We start from the raw sequence: 23,407 nt of genomic DNA on the forward strand, positions 1-23,407 counted from the left end.
TAAAGTTAGTTTGTCTAGCATCTAAAAATAAAAATTGACGTTTCACGTTGTTTGTTTCGTTCAGTTTTCAAAGAACTTGTCCACCGCTTCATAAGCGACTTCATCATATTAACATCTTCATTTTTCGATGTCAACAATGTTTCTTAATTTCTTTTTGTCGTTTTCTGCGTTTCCGCATCAGCGACGTTTATTAATATACCATCGTGATTTCGAAATAACAAGTACTTTTTATAAAAAAAATAAAAAAATCACCTATCCTACTTTCTTCTATGTAAGGACTCCTTATCCTCTCTACTGAAAACAGGTATTTTGATTGTATACCAATACACTCCGAGCAACCAAACTGTAGGTCACAATAACTTCTCAGATTTTCATTCTCTTCTATATTAAAGTTCATAATCATTTACTCCCTATAGAATAACGATATAAATTAGCCGTAAGAAACGAATCAATCCACATTAAAAAGCAATTCGAACGAACAATTTCCTCCCCCATCAAAAATTGCACTTTATACAAATAATACAATCTCACCAAAAACATTAACTTAAGATTGTTGTTAGAATTTTTTTACATTTAATTAATGAAAAATATCCATTTTTTGTTATATAGTAAGAGAGTGCCCACAAAACTATAAATACTAATGGAGGAATTATCTTATGGATAGGTTAACAAAATTTTCATTAAAAAACCGAGCTGCTATTATTATCATGGTTTTTCTCATTTCCATACTCGGTGTTTATTCCGGCTCTAAATTACCTATGGAATTTTTACCAAGCATCGATAACCCTGCAATAACTGTCACAACATTATCTCAAGGGCTCGATGCTGAAACGATGACTAAAGACGTAACTGATCCCCTCGAAAAACAGTTTCGTAATTTAGAACATATTGATGGCATCATTTCCTCCACACACGAAGGATTATCACGCATCGACATTGCATATACATCCAAGGCAAATATGAAAGATGCAGCACGCGAAGTCGAAAAAGCAATTAATACGATTAAATTACCTAAAGATGTAACTAAACCTGTAGTTAGCCAATTAAATACTTCTATGATTCCACTCGCTCAAATTACCATTCAGAAGCAAAATGGATTTTCAAAAGCTGACGAAAAACAAATCGAGAAAGAAATCGTACCACAACTCGAAAGCATTGATGGTGTTGCCAATGTCATGTTTTTCGGAAAATCAACTTCCGAATTATCCATCGTTCTTGATCCTAACAAACTAAAAGATAAAAACGTAACATCAGAGCAAGTATTAAAAGTTGTACAGGGAAAAGAAACTTCCACTCCCACTGGAGCAATTACTGTTAATAAAGAAGAATACAATCTTCGTGTCATCGGGGAAGTAAAAAATATAAATGAGATTAAAAACATCACCGTAGCACCTCAAGTGAAATTGCAAGATATTGCTCAAATTGAACTGAAACAAAACTACGATACAATATCACACATAAACGGAGAAGAAGGAACAGGATTAATCATCATGAAAGAGCCGAGTAAAAACGCGGTTGCAATTGGAAAAGAGATTGATAAAAAAATTAAAGACATAAGTAAGCAATATAAAGATCAGTTTTCTATTAAACTTTTAGCCTCAACTCATGAACAAGTTGAAAATGCTGTTACTAGTATGGGAAAAGAAGTAATCCTTGGCGCAATCGCCGCTACTCTAATTATCTTAATCTTTTTGCGTAACTTCCGAACGACACTCATCGCTGTTGTCAGTATTCCATTATCTATTTTATTAACACTCTTTTTACTACACCAATCTAACATCACACTTAACATTTTAACTCTCGGTGGCTTAGCAGTTGCAGTTGGACGTCTCGTCGATGATAGTATCGTTGTCATTGAAAATATTTTTCGCCGTTTACAAAAAGAACCTTTCTCTAAAGATATTATTATCGCTGCAACGAAAGAGGTTGCCGTCGCAATCACTTCTTCTACTTTAACAACGGTCGCTGTTTTTTTACCTATCGGCCTCGTATCAGGAGTAATCGGAAAATTAATGTTACCTATGGTATTAGCAGTTGTATATTCTATCCTTTCTTCTTTAATCGTCGCATTAACAGTTGTTCCACTTATGGCTTTTTTACTACTCAAAAAAACAAAGCATCGCAAGCCGAGCTCTTCACCACGATATGTAGCTACATTAAAGTGGGCTCTTTCTCATAAATTTATTATTCTACTAACTTCATTTTTATTATTTGCGGGATCAATCGCTGCATATATATTACTACCAAAATCGAACATAAAGTCCGAAGATGATACAATGTTATCCGTTAATATGACGTTTCCAGCTGATTATAATTCTGAATCTCAAAAACAAAAAGCCTTTGACTTCGAAAAGAAACTACTCTCTAATCCTGATGTAACAGATGTTATTTTACGAATGGGATCTAGCGCAGAAGATGCACAATGGGGGCAAACGACTAAAAATAATCTTGCCAGTATATTTGTAGTCTTCAAAAAGGGGTCTAATATCGACCAATATATTAAAGACTTAAAGAAAGATCATAAATCTTTTGAACCTGCCGAACTTGATTATATAAAAACGAGTTATTCAAGCTCTGGTGGGGGTAACAATTTACAATTTAACGTAACTGCTACTAACGAAACGAATCTAAAAAAAGCCGCTAACATCGTCGAAACAAAACTAAAGAGTATGGATGCTCTCTCTAAAGTAAAAACGAATTTAGAAGACTCTAAGAAAGAATGGCAAATTCATATTGATCAAACAAAAGCCGAACAATTAGGTTTAACCCCAGAATTAGCAGCACAACAAGTAGCATTCCTTATGAAGAAATCGCCTATTGGTGAAATTTCAATTAACAATGAAAAAACTACTATTATGATAGAGCACAAAAAAGAAAATATTAATAAACAAACAGATATTTTAAACGCAAACATACTGTCACCTATTAACGGACCAATTCCTTTAAAGGACATTGCAACTATTTCAGAAAAACAACTTCAAACAGAAATTTTCCATAAAGACGGAAAAGAAACAATTCAAATTACCGCTGAAGCCTCAAGTGAAGATTTAAGTAAAGTAAGCGCAGAAGTAAACAATGCGATAACCAACTTAGATTTACCTAGTGGAGCAAAAGTAAATATCGCCGGCGCCACTGAATCTATGCAAGAGAACTTCACAGATTTATTCAAAATCATGGGGATTGCAATTGGGATTGTATATTTAATTATGGTTATCACCTTTGGGCAAGCGCGTGCTCCTTTTGCAATTTTATTCTCCTTACCATTAGCTGCTGTCGGTGGTATTTTAGGATTAATCATTTCAAGAACACCTGTCGATATAAATTCTTTAATTGGCGCATTAATGTTAATTGGGATTGTCGTCACAAATGCAATTGTATTAATAGAAAGAGTGCAACAAAATCGAGAAAATGGCATGGAAACAAGGGACGCCTTACTAGAAGCTGGGTCCACGAGACTTCGTCCAATTATTATGACAGCTGTAACAACAATCGTTGCTATGCTCCCTCTCCTATTCGGTCAATCTCAAGCAGGGAGTATGGTATCAAAAAGTTTGGCAGTTGTTGTAATCGGCGGTTTGGCAGTCTCAACTGTTCTTACATTAGTAGTCGTTCCTGTTATGTACGAATTACTGGATAAAATCGGTAGAAAAAGACGTTCACGCAGAAAAATCAGTACTTCTACAGAAACACCTGATATTTAAAGTAAAAAGGCGTTATCTTCACGAATGAAGATAACGCCTTTTCTTTACCTACCCATATAATCCATCCTTCTTTTGCGCATATCGCTCTATAGGTTGACCAAAGTCTACAATAAGATATTCGTTATTTGAAGGTCTTTTACTCCCCCCTTTATATCCATTTCTTCTATATTAAAATACAAAAAGAACCCCCTACTTATAAATAGAGAGTTCTTCTTTATAACTTATGCCGCTTTTACCTTCTTCGTTGTTTTACTTTTTCTTTTCGTTCCTGTAAAACGCTTATGCAATACAGATGCTATCAAGCGTGAAATAACATTGAATAGTAATACCATAATAATTAATACAGCTGCAGATTTTGTCGCAATCAACTTCGCATCCGGGATAATCCCTTCAGAATTCAACTTCCAAATATGAACCGCTAACGTTTCAGCTGGTCTAAATGGATTTAAAGGATGCGCAGGACTTGAGAAATCCGCTGCTGAATTTAAAATTGGAGATGTTAAACCCGCTGTGTAAATTAATGCCGCTGCTTCACCAAATATACGGCCAGCCGCTAAAATAACACCTGTAATAATTTGCGGTAATGACGACGGGATAATAATACGCGCGATCGTTTGCCACTTTGTCGCACCTAATCCAAGACTCGCCTCTTTTACATTATGAGGAACTTCTGAAATCGCATTTTCACAAACACGCGTTAAACCTGGTAAGTTTAAAATAGTTAAAGCTAAAGCACCACCCATTACCGTGTATCCCCAGCCTGTCATTGTAACGAACACTAACAAACCGAATAAACCAACAACAATAGAAGGTAAAGACGCCATTGTTTCAATACATAAACGAACAAAACTTAAAAATCGACCTTGTTTTGCATACTCCGCTAAATATATTCCAGCACCTAATCCAAGAGGAATAGATATAATAAGCGTTATAACAAGCATATAGAAGGAATTGAATAACTGCGGACCAATCCCACCACCAGCTCTTGTATTGCTTGGTTCTCCAAACAAGAAATTAGGATCCCAAAATCCCCATCCCTTTTGTAAAATTTCAAACACTAAGAACACTAGCAAAGCTACAACTAAAGCCGCAACCGCATAAAAGATACCTGTCCAAACTTTATTTACCGTTCTTGCATTCATTATTATCGCTCACCTCTTTGACCAATCGCTCGAATTACTAAAATAAACAGGAATGAAATAACAAGCAAAATCATCGCTAATGTCCATAGCGCATTGTTCCAAGCTGTTCCGTTCAATGTATTCGTCATATCCATTGTCAGAATACCCGTTAACGTTGCTGTTGGACTATATATTCCTTCTGGTAATTTAATCGTGTTCCCGATTACCATTTGAACCGCTAACGCTTCACCAAAAGCACGCGCTAATCCTAAAACTATACCTGTTAAAATCCCCTGTTTTGCAGCAGGAACAATCACTCGACTAATCGCTTGCCATTTCGTTGATCCTAGACCATAAGAAGCTTCTAAATAATCAAATGGAACAGAGCGTATTGCATCAGAAGCGATACTAGCAATAGTAGGTAATATCATAATACTTAGGACAATAATACCCGCAATTAAACTAAAGCCCACTCCTCCAAACGAATCACGTAATAGTGGCACTAAAATCGTAACCCCTAATAATCCGTATACAACTGAAGGAATACCAACTAATAGTTCTAAAACAGGCTTCAATACTTTATTTCCGAACTTCGGCGAAATTAAATTCATGAATATAGCAAGAGCTATAGCAATTGGCGCACTAATAATAACTGCACCTATCGAAACCAATGTTGAACCTATAATAAAAATTACAGCTCCGAAGGTTCCTTCGTCAGCATTCGGATTCCATTTTGTCGATGTTAATACCTCAGTAAATGAGATACCACTTTGCGTAAAAGATTGAATTCCTTTACCACAAATAAACGCAATAATAGCTAATGTAACTAAAACAATAAAAATACCACAAAACGTAACGAGTGATCTTCCTATATATTCACTCTTTACGTAATTTATTTGTTTTTTCCCCTTCATCACAGGACAGACCCCACTTCATAAATTGAAATGAACAGGACTGACCTTGCAGCCAGCCCCATAAATTTTATTACTTATTTAATTTAGACATCGGAATGTAACCCATATCTTCTACTTGCTTTTCGAAATCTTTACCTTTTACATAGTCAATGTAAGCTTTTGTTGCTTCTTTTGCCTCACCTTTTGTTACCATGTACTCGTAAGACCAGAATGGATATTTACCAGCAGCGATGTTCTCAACTTTTGGTTCAGATCCATCAATTTTAACCGTTTGTAGCGCACCTTTTTTCTCACCAACCATGTAAGACATTGCTAAGTAACTCACTGAACCTGGAGTAGAGTTAATCGCTTGCTCTACAGCACCATTAGAATCTTGTGTCGTACCAGTTCCATCATTAATTTTCGCGTCTTTCATCACTGTCTTTTCAAAAGTAGCACGTGTACCAGATGAAGCTGGACGGTTAATTACGTTGATTTTTTCGTCTTTCCCGCCAACCTCTTTCCAATTCGTTACTTTTCCAGTGAAGATATCTTGTACTTGTTGTACTGTTAAGTTATCAACTTTTACATCTTTATTTACGACAAGCGCGAATGCGATACCCGCAACTTTGTTATCTACTAATTCTTTTGCTTTATCAGCATCTTTTATTTTATCTCCAGATGGAACATCCGAATTACCAATTTGTACTGCACCAGATGCTACTTGGTTAATCCCTGTTCCACTACCGCCACCTTGAACTTGAATAGAAACTTTTGAATTTTTCTCCATGAATTTCTTTCCAGCTTCCTCTGCAAGAGGTTGAAGCGCTGTAGAACCTGCAGCTGCAATCGTACCTGACAATTCTTGTTTTGCATTATCGCTTCCTTTAGCATTATCTTTACTAGCTGTATCTTCTGCTTTCCCACATCCAACTAATGCTCCTGCTACCACTAAAGCTGCTAAAGAAAATTTAATACCCTTTTTCATAACCATGTCTTGTACCCCCATTTGGATTATCACTTTTCACATTCGTCTACTTTTTTCGAACACAAATTCATTGTAGGACAACAATATTATGTGAGTGTTAAGCAATTTTTAATTTTAAGTAAATGGCGATAATAATCCTAAAAAGCTAGGAATCCCAACATTTGTAGTTACAGAACCCAACAAAATCCACACTAAACGAGCTGTAATGTAAATTTATTCTTAATAATGTAAACTCAATGTAAATGTTTTTCTTTCTTTTCACCTTTTAGTTAAAAATACATTTACAAATCCACTATATTTTTAACTTTTACAATCTCATTTTATTTACATTAAACAGAATTTCAGTATTTTTTTTTAGTACAACTAAATAAATTGGAACAATTCTAAAAATAATTGAATATTTTTAAAGTACTAATTGACAGCATCATTCAATGTAGTCTACTATATTAGTAGCAAAAAGTTTACCTAAGGAAACTTTTTAAACTCAAACTAACAATATAGAGATGAGGTAACTTTTATGGTATCGGCTAATACAAGACCACTTTCTGCATTTAAAACAGGAGAGTTTGTACAAATTGAGAAGATACAATTAGAAGGAACTATGAAACGACGTTTATTAGATCTAGGGTTTATCCCTGGGGCAACGATTAAAGTATTACAGCGCAGTCCACTTGGAGATCCGGTCGCTTACCAAGTAAGCAATACAACTATTGCACTGCGTAAAGAAGAAAGCTCCCTTATTTTCGGGGTATTAATAGGAGATGATTTCAGATGAGCAACCACCGTATTGCTTTAGCTGGCAACCCGAATACCGGGAAAAGTACATTATTTAATACTTTAACAGGCTTAAAACAACATACTGGAAACTGGACGGGAAAAACTGTTTTAAAGGCCGAAGGGGAATATGAACATAACGGAAATAAATATACATTAATAGATTTACCTGGAACTTACTCACTATATTCAAATTCTGCGGATGAAGAAGTGGCGAGAGATTATATTATCTTTGAAAAGCCAGAAGTCACTGTAGTTGTTATAGACGCAACTGCTATGGAGAGAAATTTAAATTTAGCACTCCAAGTGATGGAAATGACGAGCAACGTAGTTATTTGTATTAACTTAATTGATGAAGCTGAGAAAAAAGGCATCGTTATTGATGAAAAGAAATTAGCAACATCACTCGGTGTACCGGTAGTAAAGATTTCAGCTCGAAACCGAATTGGTATCGGGCATTTACTAAATGTCATCGCTAAAGTAGCAAATAAAAAAATAATTCCAACACCAATTAAAATTACTTACAGCGAAAAAATCGAAAATATGATTCAGGAATTAGAACCACAAATTTATAAAGTGTTCGGTGATGCGTATCCAGCACGCTGGATTGCGTTACGTATATTAGATGGGGATAAAAATTTCTTAACTACACTTCAAAAATACCATAATGAACCACTTGTAAGGGAGGTCGTAATAAATGGAATCTCACTCAGCCAGTAAAGCTCTTCCATTGGACTATATTATTCAACATGCACAAACACTATCAAAAGAAGATATACGAGATGATATTGTCGGAGATATTTACCGAACATCTGCAAGCATATGTAAAGAATCTGTTCAATATACAAATACTGATAAATTGTATCGTTCCGAAAAACTAGATAAAATTTTCACATCTCCCATCTGGGGATTTCCAATTATGCTCGGTATTTTATCTATCATTTTTTATCTTACAATTGCAGGCGCTAACGTACCATCTGATATGATTGCTGAGTTCTTTGGATGGGTAGAAGGATATTTAACATCTTGGTTCCAAGCAATGCATGCACCTGAATGGTTACATGGTATTTTAATACTTGGTTTATTCCGTGGTATCGGTGCTGTTATTAGCGTTATGTTACCACCTATGGCAATCTTTTTCCCTATGTTTGCACTATTAGAAAACTACGGATACTTACCACGTGTTGCGTTTAATATGGATCGTTTATTTAAGCGATCTGGTGCTCATGGTAAACAATCTTTAACAATGGCAATGGGATTCGGTTGTAATGCAGCTGCCATTATGTCAACGCGTATTATCGAATCGCCACGTGAACGTATGCTTGCTATCTTAACAAACAACTTCGTTCCATGTAACGGTCGCTGGCCTATGCTAATTTTAATGGCTTCACTATTTATGGCTGCTGGTTATACAGGTAGTATGCAAACATTTGTTACTGCTGGCGTTGTAGTTGGAATGGTTGTAATTGGTGTTATTATGACGTTAACCGTTTCTTGGGTACTATCGAAAACAGCTTTAAAAGGTGTTCCAACTCACTACACACTTGAGTTACCACCGTACCGTAAGCCAAAAATTTGGAATACAATTGTACGTGCAACACTCGATAAATCCATCTATGTTTTAAAACGAGCTATAGTTGTAGCTGCTCCTGCGGCTGCATTAACTTGGTTACTCGCTAATATTTTCATCGGCGACACAAGCCTGCTTATGTATTTTGTAAACTTCCTAGATCCATTCGCTAAAATGTTAGGACTTGACGGCTTTATTCTAGCTGCATTCATTCTTGGACTACCAGCTAATGAAATTGTTATTCCGATTTTATTAATGTCCTACTTATCAACTGGATCTTTAACTGAAATAGATGATTTTAATCAGATTAAAAATCTATTCTTAGAAAACGGTTGGACTTGGTTAACAGCGTTAAACACAATGTTGTTCTCCCTTCTTCATTTCCCGTGCGGAACGACACTAGTTAACATATATAAAGAAACAAAAAGTGCAAAATGGACATTATTATCGTTTGCAATCCCTACCGTTATCGCCATTGTTGTTACATTCCTCTCTACACAATTGGTACATTGGTTAGGGCTTGTATAAAGTGAAACTTTACTCAGTAGGGGCTTGTACACGCCCTCACTAACCAGGCGTGTACGGGTAGTTGACTTCCTATCTAACATCTTGTTCCCACCGAATTTTTTAGGTAAAAGTCTTACTGCCCATTAACGCGGGAGAAAAACAAAGCATACATAGAAGGTATCCCCCTCCACATATGCTTTGCGCGAAAGAAACCTGAAAATCATTCAGGTTTCTTTTTTTCTTTCCACGGCTGCGCCCCATACGTTGTGAGTTTTTTATGGATGAAGTATATGGTTCCCGGAAGAACCGCCATTAATATCGTGCAACTAATTCCTAATCCAGTAAACAACTTTCATCACCTTATTTCACTCTCTTCGGTAAAGCTGAGCCTGAATGTTCAATTATCGGATGAACATGAACAGTAATTTCAGCATCACTAAAATAATTCTGACCTTGATCCCAATTCTTACTTATTTTTTTCCACTCTTTATAATTATGTCTCTTATACACTTCCCCTAATTCTAATACATCTACCTTATATTTTTTTTGAACGAGCTTAATCGATTTTTGGATGCGTTTCTCCATTTCCTCCGAAATATCCTTCTCTAAACGCTTTTCATTCAAAACCTTTTTATGATCACTAAAGTGCAACTCCGCCAATGTACCTTCCAGAGATATGTGAATATCAAACTTTGGTTTTGTAGCATTCGTTGTAGATACTTTAATTTTCCGACGCAGCTTATGAATTTCATATGTAATAAGTTGATCCTTTTTACGAATGGTAAAAAAACCTCCAATTTTTTTACCTATTATATAATTCATCCCTAATGTTTCTTCCCCACCCAAAATACCTACACACTTATTATCCTTCCCGCGAAACAACGCTGCCCCGTTCATTTGTACCCCTTGTTTTGTTAGTTCGAGAATAGGTAATACAAAACTCCGATTGGAAATCATCTTTTCCTGGACTTCACCAATTCTTGCAGCCTCAATCATTTGGGCATTTTTCGGAGGATGTTCAGCTAGCATATCGATATACTGCGCTGGCAAATTTTCAGGCTTGGCACTCTGCTTTAAAATAGCTTCTGCATTTTTCTTAGAAACGAACAAACGAATATTCCTTCTCATTTCATGATCGCGAATATATACATCTAACGTATTTTGCAAAACATATGGATTCGCTAGTAAATCTTTAGAAAAAATAATCACTTGTATATGCGGAAAGAATAATGAACGACTAATTTTTTTGGCGATAATTCGGATTTGCTCAAAGACACTATCTGCTTTCGCACTAACATTAATATAATTTTCGCCATCTCCATCACCTTGTCCACCTTGTTGCGACAATTTACTGGGGAGTACCATCTGATACGTCCCTTTCATAATTGGATTTGCTTTCTTTGCCTTTACAATATCGTAAGCTGCACCTACTACAAATCCTCTTTCTTCTATTTCTTCTAACTCAGAGCACCCACTTATAGATCCAGCTAAAACCATAACCATTATTATTTTAAGAAGGTGTTTCATTTTTACCATTCCTTCTTTTTATTTTATATACAATAAAAACTAACAAAGGTGCTAACACGACAAACCCCATATCTATCCAAGCTAAATAAGTCCCATAACTTGACAATTTCTTCAAATTACTAGGTATCATATTCACCATAAAAATAATCGGGGCACTTACAAAAATGAAAATATGCTTCTTCACTTTCGGAAACATAGCACAAAATAATAAAGATGCGACGTCATAATACATTGCTGTCGTGTTATAAATAGTAATAATCCAAGTAGTAAAAAAAATTGCATCAAATCTTTCTAAAAACCCTCCGCCAATTTCAATTTCTTTTCCTAGTTCAATTGTTGGATATGTCAATCCACGTGTTGTCATATATGTAAAAACACTAATACAAGTTACATAAATTAAAATGTATGACAATACGTTCACCATCACCGCTTTTGCAACTGCCATTGGCGCTTTTTTCGCTGTTTTATCGTTCAACAACACAGCATAAAACAGAGCTACCTCAAATCCGATGAATGTAAAAATAGAATTTTTAACTCCTACAGCATATTGACTGACATTCGTTTGAAAAGCCGGTAGTAAATTATCTATTTCCATTAAGTTCACATTCAATAAAGAAAGAAGCACTATCGCAATTAAAACAATTGGCAAGAATAGAACATTTAACCTTAATAAAGCCGCTCTCGATCCAGCTACTCCATAAATAACAACTAATAAGAAGAAGAAAGACAATAGCTGTATTGGTGTATCACTAAATAAATATGTTTGTGAAATAACCGCAATCATTCGCGATTCATATGCTGTCAAAGCTGCAAATGTTAATACTAAGATGCTACTAATTGTGTATGCAACAGGTTTCGTCAAATGCGCACTCGTATATTGAACAAAGTTTTGTTTTGGGAATAAAATAGCTACCCTCGTTACAAACCAACCTAAAACCGCACATATCAATCCACCCAAAAGTAAAATAATCCAACCGTCCGAAAATAAAGTTTGATCAGCAATATCTCTCGGCATAGACAATGCCCCTATACCAATAATGGTTGACGATACCGCAAACCCAATTTCCCGAGATCCAATCTCTTCATCGCCATACTCAAATGGTTTCAATTATTTTCGCTCCTTTGGACGTATTGTAGAATCTTTTGTTTGCAAATATTCCGGTCTCTCTTTCAACATCGATTTTGGCATACGAATAAGTTCTTCTTTCCAATCTTTATAAAATGCAGGAGCAATAGGCGTTGTATAAGGAATACCAACACTCTTTAAATTCGTAATATGAATCGCAAGTGAAATAAGAGCTAAAATGATTCCGTACAATCCAAAAGCAGTTGCTGCTAATACAAAAACAAAAAGTAAAATGCGAAACGTAATTGTAATGCTATATACAGGCAGTGAAAATGTAGCAATTGCAGTAACTGCAATAATAATAACTAAGAACGGGTTTACAATTCCTGCATTCACCGCCGCTTCCCCAATTACAAGACCGCCTACAATCCCAATTGTTTGTCCCATCGGTTTTGGCAATCTAATTCCTGCTTCTCGTATTAATTCCATCGTTAATGCCATCATTAATGTTTCAATATATGCCGGAAATGGTACCCCTTCTCTGGCTCCCGCAATAGAATAAGCTAGTTTAGATGGGATAAGCCCTTGATGATATGATACAAGTGCTACATACATAGCTGGTAGCAAAACTGCCATTATACCAGAAACCATCCGTAAAACTCTCAATAACGTTCCAATCACCCAGCGCTCATAATGATCTTCGACAGATTGAAAAATATCAACAAATACAAGTGGAGCTATAAGAGCAAACGGTGATCCGTCCACCAAAATAGCCGCCTTTCCTTTCGCTAATGAAGCCACAATATTATCAGGCCTTTCCGTATTTAAAAACTGCGGAAAGGGTGACAAATTATTATCTTGAATTAATTGCTCAATCGTTCCCGTCTCAAAAATGACATCTGTCACTATGGATTGAAGACGCCGATCTAGTTCTTTTACAATATACGGGTTAATAATATCTTCTATATATACTAAGGTTACTTCTTTCTGCGATCGTTTCCCCATAATATAAGATTGAAACCGTAACTTCGGATCACGTAAACCACGGCGAATTAACATTTTATTTACATTAATATCTTCATTTAACCCAACTCTTGGTCCACGTATTAAATCTTCTGTCACTGGAGGCTCTAGACTTCTTTTCTCCCAAGCTCTACTGTTAACAACAATAGCCGTTTGAATATTATCAATTAATATAACTGTATCTCCCGCTAAAATCGCATTTATAATATCCGGAAATTTTGTTTTCATACCGACTTCTGCGATAGAAATAAAGCGATCCAATAACGTTTGAACAATAGCTGCTTCTTTTTGTATTTCTTCATATTGAAGCGTACGAACTACATATTTATAAACATTATCCTTATCTGTTAACCCACATAAAAAAATAACAGCGCAGCGCGTTAAACTGCCAGCAAGAGCAACTTCTCTAATTGTTAAATCATTAGGTGAACCTAACTCATCTCTTATTTTCTCCATAACTTCAAACAAGTTACCTTCTAACTCTAACAATTCCCCCACCTAACTTCCTTTTCAACAAGTTTTTAGTTAGATTCCGCTAATAGAAGAAAATATATACAAAAAAGAGCTATCTCTTTTCAAAGATAGCTCTCGTGCACAGGTTATTTTTCTACTATTATATTGTCTGTTTTTATAGATACTCTTTTCGTAATCCCACTCACTACAAACATCACAATCATATTCATTAATAATGCGATTATACCTACGTTTAAATCTTTTATATACTGCGGGAAACTCGGAAACATCGTAGCTATAGTAGAACCAGATAAAGTAATATATGCAACAACTAACAGACCAATCGCCATTCCTGCAATCGCCCCTTGCTTCGTAATAATTTGACGTGGAAACAAACTACATACAAGTGCAGGAAAAAGTTGCGTTACAATACTGTATCCCATTAAAAGGAGAGCTCCTATTGTTTCTCCTCCTTTAAATGTAAATAAAACTGCTATAAACGTTACTACAGGCACAAATAATTTTGCTACTTTGGCCACTTGTCTATCTGAAGCAGATGGGATCATCGTTCGGTAAATATTTTTCGCTAACAATGTAGACGCGGCCATAACAAGCATGGATGCTGGAACTAATGCCGTTAATACCCCAGCACTACCAATAATTCCAATAAACCAAGGATCAAAAGTTTGTAAAGCAAGACGGAATAATGAAAGATCTACATCTGCTCCCTTTAATCCAGGAACTTGCAGGATAGCAGCAAACCCTGCAAAAAATACGAAAAGTAAAACTAAAGAGTACAATGGCATAATTGCCGCATTTTTACGAAATACTTTTTCATTTTTAGCAGAGAAAGCAGAAGCAAATGTATGAGGCCACATATAAAAACCTAGGGCCGTTAATATAATAGTAGAAACAAACCAAGAAATACTCATCCCTTCTTCAGGTAAAGATAAAAATCCTGGTTTCGCAGCTTCTACAGCTTCGAACATCGGCTGAAACCCTCCGTAATAATGATACGGTAAATATATACCTAAAAACATAACAATAAACAGGATCATAATGTCCTTCAAAGCGGCTGTCCAAGCTGATCCATGTATACCTGAAACCATTACATATATAGTTATAACAATAGCGCCAATCCATACTGCAACAACAGGTGATACCCTTCCATAAGAAGCTTCTGAAACGATAATCCCCAATCCCTTCAACTGTAAAACAAGATATGGGATGATGGAAACAACACCAACAATTGAAACAATCAATCCAAGCGCTTTACTTCTATATTTCTTCGCAAAAAAATCTGGCTGTGAAACAAGGTTATGTTCTTTCGCATATTTCCAAATTGGCGGTAATAAGAAATACGATAAAATATAAGCTAGTGCGCCATAACCTAAAATATAAAAAGTAGGCGCTCCTTTACTATACGCCCATCCACTTCCTCCTAAAAATGTGAATGTCGTATAAATTTCGCCTGCCATAAGGAGAAATACGAAAATCGTTCCAAATCCTCTTCCTCCAACTGACCATTGCTCTAAATTCATATCTTTTCCACGCTGCGCCCGAATACCTAAAAATAGCGCTAGAAATAAGAATAAAATAATGATAAATAATGCTGTCATTCCATATCCCCCTTATTAGCAGGATCGAATACGTACACAATACCCATACAAAGAGAGGTAATAAGCACCGATAATAATACCCAAAATAATAAAAATGGCATCCCTAGTACGTAAGGAGTGACCGAATTTGCAAACACTGGTCCAACTACTAAACAAAGAACGGGAATAAGTGCTAGCACGTGTATTTTCTTCATCTCATTCTCCTTTATTTATGAAATTCATAATGGATGATACAAATACTTCCACGCCAATCGGCAGTGCATCTTCGTCAATCGTAAAACGAGGATGGTGATGAGGATATATAATTCCCTTCTCTTTATTTCCTGCTCCGATAAAAAAGAATGTCCCTGGTGCCTTTTGTAAAAATGCTGAAAAATCTTCTCCAGCCATCGTTGGTTGTAAACGAACAACCCTGTCTCGTCCATAAAGTTGCAATGCCGTGCGTTCAATAAGCTCTGTAACTTCATAATCATTTACAACTGGTCGGTATCCATATTCATAAGAAAATGTATATTTCGCTCCGTAAGATTCTGTAATATACTTTACAATCCGTTCAATCTTCCCCTCTGTTTCTTCTCTCAACTCATGTCTTAAACTCCGCACTGTTCCTTCAATTTCCGCTTGTTCTGGAATCACATTATGGGTTGTCCCGGCATGAAATTGCGTAACAGATACTACGAGAGAATCTAACGGATTCGTGAGGCGAGATACAATTTGCTGAAGTTGTGAAACAACTTGTGTACCGATTGCAATACTATCAATAGTTTCATGAGGGATTCCAGCATGCCCACCCTTGCCCTCAATCGTAATTTTAAAAACATCCGGCGCAGCCATTGCCGCACCATAAATTACACCTATTTTACCAACCTCTAACGACGCCCACAGGTGAGCACCAATAATATAATCCACACCTTCCATTACCCCCGCTGCAACCATTTCCTCTGCGCCACCAGGAAAATTTTCTTCTGCATGTTGGAATAGAAAACGAATCTCCCCTTTAACCTTCTCTCTTTCCTCTACTAACTTATGTACCACACCAAGTAATATCGCCATATGTCCATCATGACCACATGCATGCATCACACCTTGATGTGTCGAAATAAAATCAAAATCATTTTCTTCATGAATAGGAAGAGCATCCATATCAGCCCGGACCGCAATTGTTTTACCGGGCTGTTTACCTACTAACTTTGCCATCACACTATATTGAGTCGGTCGTGACACTTCTAAATATGGGATTTTTTGAAGTATGTCGAACACAAACTGCGATGTTTTCTCTTCTTGAAAAGATAACTCTGGATACTTATGAAAATGCCTTCTCCACTCAACCAACTGATTTTTTGACAAAACAAGTTCCTTTGCAACATCCATTTCTCTTCTCTCCTTCTTCACCAAGTTAAATGTTATTATAACGCGAATTATTAACTTTTAAAAGAATATTCCGAATTTTCCGTGTTATAGACTTAAAAATAAAAAGCCATCTAAAAGATGACTTTTTCCTTATTACAAAATAGTAATTGCTTGTTTTCCCATTTGCTCCCAAGCTTTCTCAAATTCCACTCGTGGAACAGCCAAACGTGGATTGTTTTTAAGAGGATCATTTACATATACAAAGTTTTGATCATATCCAATTACTACTGCACTGTGCTCATAATATGTAATTTTCACTTCACCTGAACTCGTATTCCATGTTTCAAAACTACTTTCAGCTAGTGGCTTAAACGTTGTATTAATAATGACCCATACTGGAGATCCAGAACTAATTACTTTATATATATCTTGCATGTCTCTATCTGTTAAATTAATTACTTTTTCAGGAACATATTTTTCTGCTAAATTAAAGATTGGCTGATTATATACACCATATCCAGGTTCAGCCTTCGTATAAATATTTCCAACGAACCCCTCATAAGGATTTCCACGCAAACCATTTTGTTCAAATGGAACACGATGGATTTCGCTAGCAAGCTGCATCTTATCTACTTGTACACCTTTATATTGCAGTAACATAGCCAAACTTGTCACTTCACATCCACGAGGTAATTCTGGTAATTGTTTTATAAATGGAACATCTTCAATCATAGCTGATTCTTTCATTTCAGATAGAAAATCTAAGCGTAGCACTTGCGCCTTTTGTATAATTTTATCTTTCCCTATAAAAAACGCGGCCGCAAGTATAATCCCAAAAACAAAAAGATATTTTAACTTTTTCATTATAAACAAAACTCCATTAATTATTATTTTACAGACACAACTCTTATCATTGTACCCTTCTTCTAACTAGTTTGCTAGAAAGATTCTGTGAATTATTATTCACATTTATATCGTTATAAAATTCTAATTATTTTTAATAAAAAGAAAAAACAATATACTTTTTCGGAACATTTTGCTAAAATCGAAATTATTAACATAGTGAAGATATCACCTTGTTAATAAACATTCTTAGAGTATTTAGTCATAGTTCGTTTTTTACATACTCCATTCATTTCATAACAAATAAATTGAGTATGTGTCACATCCCCCGCTAATGATTAAACACTCAGAATGAAAACCAGTTAATACATACAAGAAAATAACGGGGTGAGGGGCATATGAATCAACAAGTAGAACAAACAAATTTAAAACGTACAATGAAAAGTAGACACTTATTTATGATCGCACTTGGTGGCGTTATTGGAACTGGACTATTTATGGGATCTGGTCAAATCGTCCATAACGCTGGACCTGGTGGTGCAATTCTTGCATTTTTAGTCGGTGGATTTGTTATGTATTTAACGATGTTATGTCTTGGTGAATTATCCGTTGCTATGCCAGAAGCAGGTTCGTTCCAAAGCTATGCAAGCAAATTTATTTCACCTGGTTTTGGATTTGTTGTCGGTTGGATGTATTGGTTAAATTGGGCTGTTACAGTTGGAGTAGAGTTAACAACTGTAAGTATTTTAATGAAACGATGGTTTCCAGACGTTTCTTCGTGGATTTGGTGCGTTACATTTGCAGCAGCACTTTTTCTTGTGAACGCTCTATCAGCAAAGGCATATGCAGAAACAGAATTTTGGTTCGCAAGTGTAAAAGTTGCAACAATTGTTATTTTTGTCGTACTTGGTGGTGCAGTTATGTTTGGTCTACTAGACTTTAACGGAAAACCCGCTCCAATGCTTCACAATTTCACTGAAAATGGCGGGCTATTTCCAAATGGTGCATTAGCTGTTCTTCTTACGATGATTACAGTAAATTACTCCTTCCAAGGAACAGAATTAATCGGAATTGCTTCAGGAGAAAGTGAAAATCCTGAAAAAACAATTCCAAAAGCAATTAAAAACACAATTTGGCGAACTCTATTCTTCTTCGTCCTAGCAATATCAGTTGTTGTAGGGTTACTCCCATGGCAAGAGGCTAATCTAGTCGAAAGTCCATTTGTACTTGTATTTGATGTAGCTGGTGTTCCATATGCAGCAGACATTATGAACTTTGTTATTATTACAGCCGTATTATCCGTAGCTAACTCTGGTTTATACGCAAATTCTCGTATGCTTTGGGCGATGGCAAAACAAGGAATGGCAAGTCCAGCTTTTACGAAGTTAACTAAAAAAGGGGTACCACTGAATGCACTCATTTTCAGTCTTATTTTTGCAAGCCTTTCTTTATTAACAAGCGTGTTTGCGGCAGATACTGTCTTTCTAGTTTTAACATCTATTGCAGCAATGGCGGCCGTTGTCGTTTGGATGTCAATCGCGGCTTCACAGTTTTTCTTCCGTAGAAATTTCTTGAAAAATGGCGGCGACATAAATGACTTAAAATATCGTACACCGCTCTATCCAGTAGTTCCAATCGTAGCGTTCTCACTCAACTTTATTACATTTGTTAGTTTAGCTTTCATTCCAGATCAGAGAATTGCTCTTTATTGCGGAATTCCATTTATGATTATTTGCTACATTTTATACCAAGTTAAATATAAAAAAGTTGTCACATTTGAACAGAAAAAAAGTATAACTCAGGAAATAAACTAAATATACAAAATATTCAGCTATCTTTCTTATAATAAGATAGCTTTTTTCTATTTATTGGATATCTTGGTATAACTTTATTTATCTTAAAATTTTCACAATCACGTTTTTCTCTGGAAAATAGTTTACAATATAATCAAGTTACAAATGATATTCACCTTAAAAAGTGTGCATTTGTGTCTATTTTTTAACAATATCTCAAAAACTATTGCCTTCTATAAATTAATAGGTTTATATTGTTTTATTGGCATAGTTTCAATCCAAGGAGAAAGGAGATTTTCAATCGTGCAACTAAAGAAAGCATTTTGGAAGTTGGCTTCGCTTCTTCCGTTATCATTACTTCTGTTCCTCGGTGGCTGTGATAAGAAACTCGCAGTATTAAATCCGCAAGGACCTGTTGCAAAAGCACAGTATGATTTAATTGTTTGGTCATTCTTGCTTATGTCATTAATTATCGCAATTGTATTCATCCTGTTTACAGTCATCTTGATTCGTTATCGTGAAAAACCAGAGAATATGGACTACGAGCCACCTGAACAACACGGTAACACATTATTAGAAATTATTTGGACGCTTGTTCCTGTTATTATCGTTATCGCATTATCGATCCCAACAGTAAAAGCAACTTATGCTTCGGAAGAGGTTCCGGAAGAGTCCAAACATATTAAACCAGTTGAAATTTATGTTACATCTGCAAACTGGAAATGGTTATTCAGTTACCCAGAGGAAAAAATTGAAACCGTTAACTATTTAAACATCCCAGCTGGTGTACCAATTCAATTCAAACTGACTTCTGTCGGCCCAATGAATGCTTTCTGGGTACCAGAACTTGGTGGTATGAAGTACACAATGGATGGCATGATTATGGATCTTTATTTACAAGCTGATAAGCCAGGTTCTTACCTAGGCCGTAGCGCGAACTTCTCTGGTGAAGGATTCACTCACATGGAGTTCGAAGTTGAAGCAAAAACAAAAGAAAAGTATGACAAGTGGGTAAAAGAAGTACAACAAACTGCTCCTAAACTAACAGAAGATAAGTACAACGAAATTGTTAAACCTGGTGTAGTTGGTCGTATGACATTCTCTAGTCATCACTTAAGTTATGTAGATCCAAAATCACTTGAATATTGTGATTACAACTACTACAAAAACAAAAAATAATAGCTATTATTCCAACAGATTGGAGTGAACACAGTGAAGCTTGATGAATTCTTTGTCACAGGTGACCCGATTATTTACGGTGCAGACGCTTCTATCGTTCTTGTGACATTAGCAATCATTTTCGTACTAACAAAGTATAAAAAATGGAAGTGGCTTTGGGATGAATGGTTGACAACTGTTGACCATAAAAAAATCGGAGCCATGTATATTATTTCTGCGGTTATCATGTTATTCCGTGGTGGTATGGATGGTTTAATGATCCGTGCACAATTAACATTCCCAGAAACAACTTATTTAAACGCTGAACACTATAACGGAATCTTTACAACACACGGTACAGTTATGATTCTTTTCATGGCGATGCCATTCGTTATGGGATTAATGAACCTTGTAGTACCATTACAAATTGGTGCTCGTGACGTTGCATATCCGTTCTTAAATGCTTTAAGTTTCTGGTTATTCTTTGTCGGAGCAATGTTATTTAACATCGCTTTCGTAATCGGTGGTTCTCCAGACGCTGGGTGGACTTCTTACTTCCCAATGGCAGGTACAGAGTTTACTTCTGGTGTAGGAAACAACTACTACGCAATTGCATTACAGATTTCAGGTCTCGGTACGCTAATGACCGGTATTAACTTCCTTGTTACTATCTTAAAAATGCGTACACCTGGTATGACTTTAATGAGAATGCCAATGTTTACTTGGTCAATCTTAATTACAACAATTATCATTATTTTCGCTTTCCCAGTATTAACAGTTGCTCTTGCATTAATGACATTTGACCGTCTATTCGATGCTCACTTCTTTACGATGGCGAGCGGCGGTATGCCGATGTTATGGGCCAACCTGTTCTGGGTATGGGGTCACCCTGAAGTATATATCGTTATTTTACCGGCATTCGGTATTTTCTCTGAAATCATTAGTACATTCTCACGTAAACGTCTATTCGGTTACAGTGCGATGGTATACTCAATGGTTGCAATTTCTTTACTAAGTTTCGTCGTATGGCTTCATCACTTCTTCACGATGGGTGCAGGTCCAGCGGTTAACTCATTCTTCTCGATTTCGACAATGGCGATTTCGATTCCAACCGGGGTTAAGATCTTTAACTGGTTGTTTACACTGTATAAAGGACGTATTCGTTTTACAGTTCCAATGCTTTGGTCATTGGCATTTATTCCAAACTTCGTAGTCGGTGGGGTTACAGGGGTTATGCTTGGAATGGCAGCAGCTGATTATCAATACCATAACAGCTACTTCCTAATCGCTCACTTCCACTACGTATTAATCGCAGGTACAGTATTCGCTATGCTTGCTGGATTCACATTCTGGTATCCAAAAATGACTGGTCATATGTTAAATGAACGCCTAGGTAAATGGACATTCTGGATCTTTATGAGCGGATTCAACATCTGTTTCTTCCCAATGTACTTCTTAGGTTTAGACGGTATGACTCGTCGTATGTACACTTACTCTGAAAGTCTTGGATGGGGATGGCTAAACCAAATCGCATCTGTTGGTGCGGTAATGATGGGTATCGGCTTCCTACTTCTTTGCTACAACGTAATTTGGAGTGCACGTCACGGTGAACGTGACACAACTGGAGATCCATGGGATGGTCGTACACTTGAATGGGCAACTCAATCTCCTGTACAACATTACAACTTCGCGAAGCTTCCTGAAATTAAAGAAGCTGATGCTTTCTGGTACATGAAAAAACGCGGAGAAACAGTTACACCAGCAGCAGAAGATTTAAAACCAATTCACATGCCAAGTAACTCTGGTGTGCCTATTATTGCGTCTTTATTCTTCGGTCTTGCAGGTTTCGCATTAGTATTTAGCTGGTTCTGGCTTGCAGCAATCGGCGGCGTTGGTATTTTAGCTTGCTTAATCTATCGTTCATTCGATTACGACGATGGTTACTACGTAAGTGTTGATGAAATTAAAGAAACAGAACATATAGCATGAGAGGTGAAATGACATGGCGGCTTTAGATAAAAGCTTACCTTTGGAATATCAATCCGAACAAAGCAGATTGAATATCCTAGGATTCTGGATTTTTCTTGGGGCTGAAATTATGCTGTTCGCAACACTTTTCGCCTCTTATCTAGTCCTTGCTGGTCGTACGGCAGATGGCCCAACTCCAGCACAACTGTTTGAACTTAAAACGCTTTTAATTCAAACATTACTACTTTTAACAAGTAGTTTCACATGTGGTATCGTAATTCACGAAATGCGTAAGCACAACCAAAAAGCAATGCTTGGATGGTTCATCCTTACATTACTTTTAGGTGCAGGTTTCCTATTCTTTGAAATCGAAGAGTTCATTATGTACATCGGTGAAGGCGCAACAATTCAAACAAGTGCGTTCCTATCTGCATTCTTCGTTCTTCTTGGAACGCATGGTGCCCACGTAACAGGTGGTATCATTTGGGCAACTTGTGTTATTATCCAAATTTTAAAACGAGGTTTAACACCAGTTACAGCTCGTAAAGTATTCATTATCAGCTTATACTGGCATTTCCTTGATCTTGTTTGGGTCTTTATTTACACACTAGTTTACTTGAACGGGATGGTGGCGTAAATGGGTCAAAATAACAACCAAGCAAACGGGCATGCGCATAGCGGATTCCCTTGGTCACACGTTTTCGGATTTATTTTATCGCTTGCACTAACGTTTCTAGCGTTATACGTGGCACTTTACACAACATTGCCACTTTCAACAGTCTTAACAACTATTATCATAATGGCTGTTGCGCAAGCTTTATTACAATTAATTATGTTCATGCATTTAAAAGAAGGAGAAGGAAGAGTTCAAATTCTTACAATGATATACAGTTTCTTCGTTGCAACTGCAACAGTTGGTTTAACTGTATGGATCTTCTTCTCAATGTAATGTACATGAAAAAGACTGCTGAGATTCTGGTCTTATCCCTGTCAAGTAGACAGTATTAAAAAGACTAAGCAGCCATCGAGATTCGATATTCTATCGGAGCTCGA

The 23,407-nt window shown here is 36.3% G+C and carries 20 protein-coding genes; 9 read left to right on the forward strand and 11 right to left on the reverse strand.

Annotated features, from left to right (window positions below; all coding sequences use genetic code 11):
* Window positions 1-656: 656 nt before the first annotated feature.
* Complete coding sequence (locus tag JDS81_RS28500) at window positions 657-3,701, forward strand: efflux RND transporter permease subunit (RefSeq protein ID WP_097954906.1); 3,045 nt, start codon at window positions 657-659, stop codon at window positions 3,699-3,701.
* A gap of 221 nt (window positions 3,702-3,922) precedes the next feature.
* Here JDS81_RS28500 and pstA read toward each other — a convergent pair whose 3' ends face one another.
* From pstA to JDS81_RS28515, 3 genes are all read right to left on the reverse strand, one after another.
* The gene (pstA, locus tag JDS81_RS28505) at window positions 3,923-4,843 is read right to left on the reverse strand and encodes a phosphate ABC transporter permease PstA (protein ID WP_000994143.1); all 921 of its coding nucleotides are present in this window, start codon (window positions 4,841-4,843) and stop codon (window positions 3,923-3,925) included.
* Window positions 4,844-4,845: 2 nt separating this feature from the next.
* Window positions 4,846-5,736 carry a phosphate ABC transporter permease subunit PstC gene (pstC, locus tag JDS81_RS28510; RefSeq protein WP_000676684.1) on the reverse strand — a complete coding sequence of 297 codons (891 nt, stop codon included), beginning with the start codon at window positions 5,734-5,736 and terminating at the stop codon, window positions 4,846-4,848.
* 70 nt (window positions 5,737-5,806) lie between these two features.
* Window positions 5,807-6,709 (reverse strand): phosphate ABC transporter substrate-binding protein PstS family protein, encoded by a 903-nt coding sequence (locus JDS81_RS28515; protein WP_000245100.1) that lies wholly within the window; start codon window positions 6,707-6,709, stop codon window positions 5,807-5,809.
* Window positions 6,710-7,220: 511 nt separating this feature from the next.
* On the opposite strand from JDS81_RS28515, the gene JDS81_RS28520 reads away from it, so the two are divergent.
* Genes JDS81_RS28520 through JDS81_RS28530 form a run of 3 tightly spaced genes read left to right on the forward strand, consistent with a single transcriptional unit; the run spans window position 7,221 to window position 9,575 of the window.
* The gene (locus JDS81_RS28520; RefSeq protein ID WP_000252995.1) at window positions 7,221-7,478 is read left to right on the forward strand and encodes a FeoA family protein; all 258 of its coding nucleotides are present in this window, start codon (window positions 7,221-7,223) and stop codon (window positions 7,476-7,478) included.
* The gene (locus JDS81_RS28525) at window positions 7,475-8,197 is read left to right on the forward strand and encodes a FeoB small GTPase domain-containing protein (RefSeq protein WP_097954905.1); all 723 of its coding nucleotides are present in this window, start codon (window positions 7,475-7,477) and stop codon (window positions 8,195-8,197) included. The genes JDS81_RS28520 and JDS81_RS28525 overlap by 4 nt, the downstream gene beginning before the upstream one ends.
* Window positions 8,175-9,575, forward strand: coding sequence for a nucleoside recognition domain-containing protein (locus JDS81_RS28530; protein ID WP_097954904.1), 1,401 nt, complete (start codon window positions 8,175-8,177; stop codon window positions 9,573-9,575). The genes JDS81_RS28525 and JDS81_RS28530 overlap by 23 nt, the downstream gene beginning before the upstream one ends.
* 199 nt (window positions 9,576-9,774) lie before the next feature.
* On the opposite strand, the gene JDS81_RS30800 is transcribed toward JDS81_RS28530, so the two are convergent.
* The 8 genes from JDS81_RS30800 to JDS81_RS28565 all read right to left on the reverse strand — a co-directional run bounded on the left by JDS81_RS30800 (window position 9,775) and on the right by JDS81_RS28565 (window position 17,456).
* Window positions 9,775-9,903: a hypothetical protein gene (locus JDS81_RS30800; RefSeq protein ID WP_000493995.1), complete on the reverse strand. Its 129-nt coding sequence runs from the start codon at window positions 9,901-9,903 to the stop codon at window positions 9,775-9,777.
* 11 nt (window positions 9,904-9,914) lie between these two features.
* The gene (gene gerLC / locus JDS81_RS28535; protein ID WP_103591132.1) at window positions 9,915-11,081 is read right to left on the reverse strand and encodes a spore germination protein GerLC; all 1,167 of its coding nucleotides are present in this window, start codon (window positions 11,079-11,081) and stop codon (window positions 9,915-9,917) included.
* Window positions 11,065-12,189, reverse strand: coding sequence for a spore germination protein GerLB (gene gerLB, locus JDS81_RS28540; protein WP_000801990.1), 1,125 nt, complete (start codon window positions 12,187-12,189; stop codon window positions 11,065-11,067). Before gerLB ends, gerLC begins: the two co-directional genes overlap by 17 nt.
* A complete protein-coding gene (gene gerLA, locus JDS81_RS28545) occupies window positions 12,190-13,668 on the reverse strand; it encodes a spore germination protein GerLA (RefSeq protein ID WP_142311358.1) in 1,479 nt (492 codons plus the stop codon). It abuts the gene before it with no gap.
* A 101-nt stretch (window positions 13,669-13,769) separates the two neighbouring features.
* Complete coding sequence (locus JDS81_RS28550) at window positions 13,770-15,242, reverse strand: sodium:solute symporter family protein (RefSeq protein ID WP_000125691.1); 1,473 nt, start codon at window positions 15,240-15,242, stop codon at window positions 13,770-13,772.
* Window positions 15,239-15,436: a DUF3311 domain-containing protein gene (locus JDS81_RS28555; RefSeq protein WP_000719865.1), complete on the reverse strand. Its 198-nt coding sequence runs from the start codon at window positions 15,434-15,436 to the stop codon at window positions 15,239-15,241. Before JDS81_RS28555 ends, JDS81_RS28550 begins: the two co-directional genes overlap by 4 nt.
* A gap of 1 nt (window position 15,437) precedes the next feature.
* A complete protein-coding gene (locus JDS81_RS28560) occupies window positions 15,438-16,613 on the reverse strand; it encodes an amidohydrolase (RefSeq protein ID WP_097954903.1) in 1,176 nt (391 codons plus the stop codon).
* Between the two features lie 132 nt (window positions 16,614-16,745).
* On the reverse strand, window positions 16,746-17,456 hold the full coding sequence (locus tag JDS81_RS28565; RefSeq protein WP_097954902.1) for a C39 family peptidase: 711 nt from the start codon (window positions 17,454-17,456) through the stop codon (window positions 16,746-16,748).
* 377 nt (window positions 17,457-17,833) lie between these two features.
* Between JDS81_RS28565 and JDS81_RS28570 the strand changes: the two genes are divergently transcribed.
* The 5 genes from JDS81_RS28570 to qoxD all read left to right on the forward strand — a co-directional run bounded on the left by JDS81_RS28570 (window position 17,834) and on the right by qoxD (window position 23,303).
* Window positions 17,834-19,249, forward strand: a complete 1,416-nt coding sequence (locus JDS81_RS28570) for an amino acid permease (protein WP_070174243.1) — start codon at window positions 17,834-17,836, stop codon at window positions 19,247-19,249.
* 282 nt (window positions 19,250-19,531) lie between these two features.
* On the forward strand, window positions 19,532-20,407 hold the full coding sequence (locus JDS81_RS28575; protein WP_001176160.1) for a cytochrome aa3 quinol oxidase subunit II: 876 nt from the start codon (window positions 19,532-19,534) through the stop codon (window positions 20,405-20,407).
* A 33-nt stretch (window positions 20,408-20,440) separates the two neighbouring features.
* Window positions 20,441-22,375, forward strand: coding sequence for a cytochrome aa3 quinol oxidase subunit I (gene qoxB, locus JDS81_RS28580; protein WP_000762376.1), 1,935 nt, complete (start codon window positions 20,441-20,443; stop codon window positions 22,373-22,375).
* 13 nt (window positions 22,376-22,388) lie between these two features.
* Window positions 22,389-22,991, forward strand: a complete 603-nt coding sequence (qoxC, locus tag JDS81_RS28585) for a cytochrome aa3 quinol oxidase subunit III (RefSeq protein ID WP_000729314.1) — start codon at window positions 22,389-22,391, stop codon at window positions 22,989-22,991.
* Window positions 22,992-23,303: a cytochrome aa3 quinol oxidase subunit IV gene (qoxD, locus tag JDS81_RS28590; RefSeq protein WP_000531386.1), complete on the forward strand. Its 312-nt coding sequence runs from the start codon at window positions 22,992-22,994 to the stop codon at window positions 23,301-23,303.
* The last annotated feature ends 104 nt before the right edge of the window (window positions 23,304-23,407 follow it).

The organism is Bacillus cereus group sp. N31, from assembly GCF_016483245.1.
Lineage (GTDB): Bacteria > Bacillota > Bacilli > Bacillales > Bacillaceae_G > Bacillus_A > Bacillus_A toyonensis.

Coding starts and splice junctions, on each gene's coding strand:
- JDS81_RS28500 (WP_097954906.1), top strand. CDS start 657: ATGGATAGGTTAACAAAATTTTCATTAAAAAACCGAGCTGCTATTATT.
- pstA (WP_000994143.1), bottom strand. CDS start 4,843: ATGAATGCAAGAACGGTAAATAAAGTTTGGACAGGTATCTTTTATGCG.
- pstC (WP_000676684.1), bottom strand. CDS start 5,736: ATGAAGGGGAAAAAACAAATAAATTACGTAAAGAGTGAATATATAGGA.
- JDS81_RS28515 (WP_000245100.1), bottom strand. CDS start 6,709: ATGGTTATGAAAAAGGGTATTAAATTTTCTTTAGCAGCTTTAGTGGTA.
- JDS81_RS28520 (WP_000252995.1), top strand. CDS start 7,221: ATGGTATCGGCTAATACAAGACCACTTTCTGCATTTAAAACAGGAGAG.
- JDS81_RS28525 (WP_097954905.1), top strand. CDS start 7,475: ATGAGCAACCACCGTATTGCTTTAGCTGGCAACCCGAATACCGGGAAA.
- JDS81_RS28530 (WP_097954904.1), top strand. CDS start 8,175: ATGGAATCTCACTCAGCCAGTAAAGCTCTTCCATTGGACTATATTATT.
- gerLC (WP_103591132.1), bottom strand. CDS start 11,081: ATGAAACACCTTCTTAAAATAATAATGGTTATGGTTTTAGCTGGATCT.
- JDS81_RS28550 (WP_000125691.1), bottom strand. CDS start 15,242: ATGACAGCATTATTTATCATTATTTTATTCTTATTTCTAGCGCTATTT.
- JDS81_RS28555 (WP_000719865.1), bottom strand. CDS start 15,436: ATGAAGAAAATACACGTGCTAGCACTTATTCCCGTTCTTTGTTTAGTA.
- JDS81_RS28560 (WP_097954903.1), bottom strand. CDS start 16,613: ATGGATGTTGCAAAGGAACTTGTTTTGTCAAAAAATCAGTTGGTTGAG.
- JDS81_RS28565 (WP_097954902.1), bottom strand. CDS start 17,456: ATGAAAAAGTTAAAATATCTTTTTGTTTTTGGGATTATACTTGCGGCC.
- JDS81_RS28570 (WP_070174243.1), top strand. CDS start 17,834: ATGAATCAACAAGTAGAACAAACAAATTTAAAACGTACAATGAAAAGT.
- qoxC (WP_000729314.1), top strand. CDS start 22,389: ATGGCGGCTTTAGATAAAAGCTTACCTTTGGAATATCAATCCGAACAA.
- qoxD (WP_000531386.1), top strand. CDS start 22,992: ATGGGTCAAAATAACAACCAAGCAAACGGGCATGCGCATAGCGGATTC.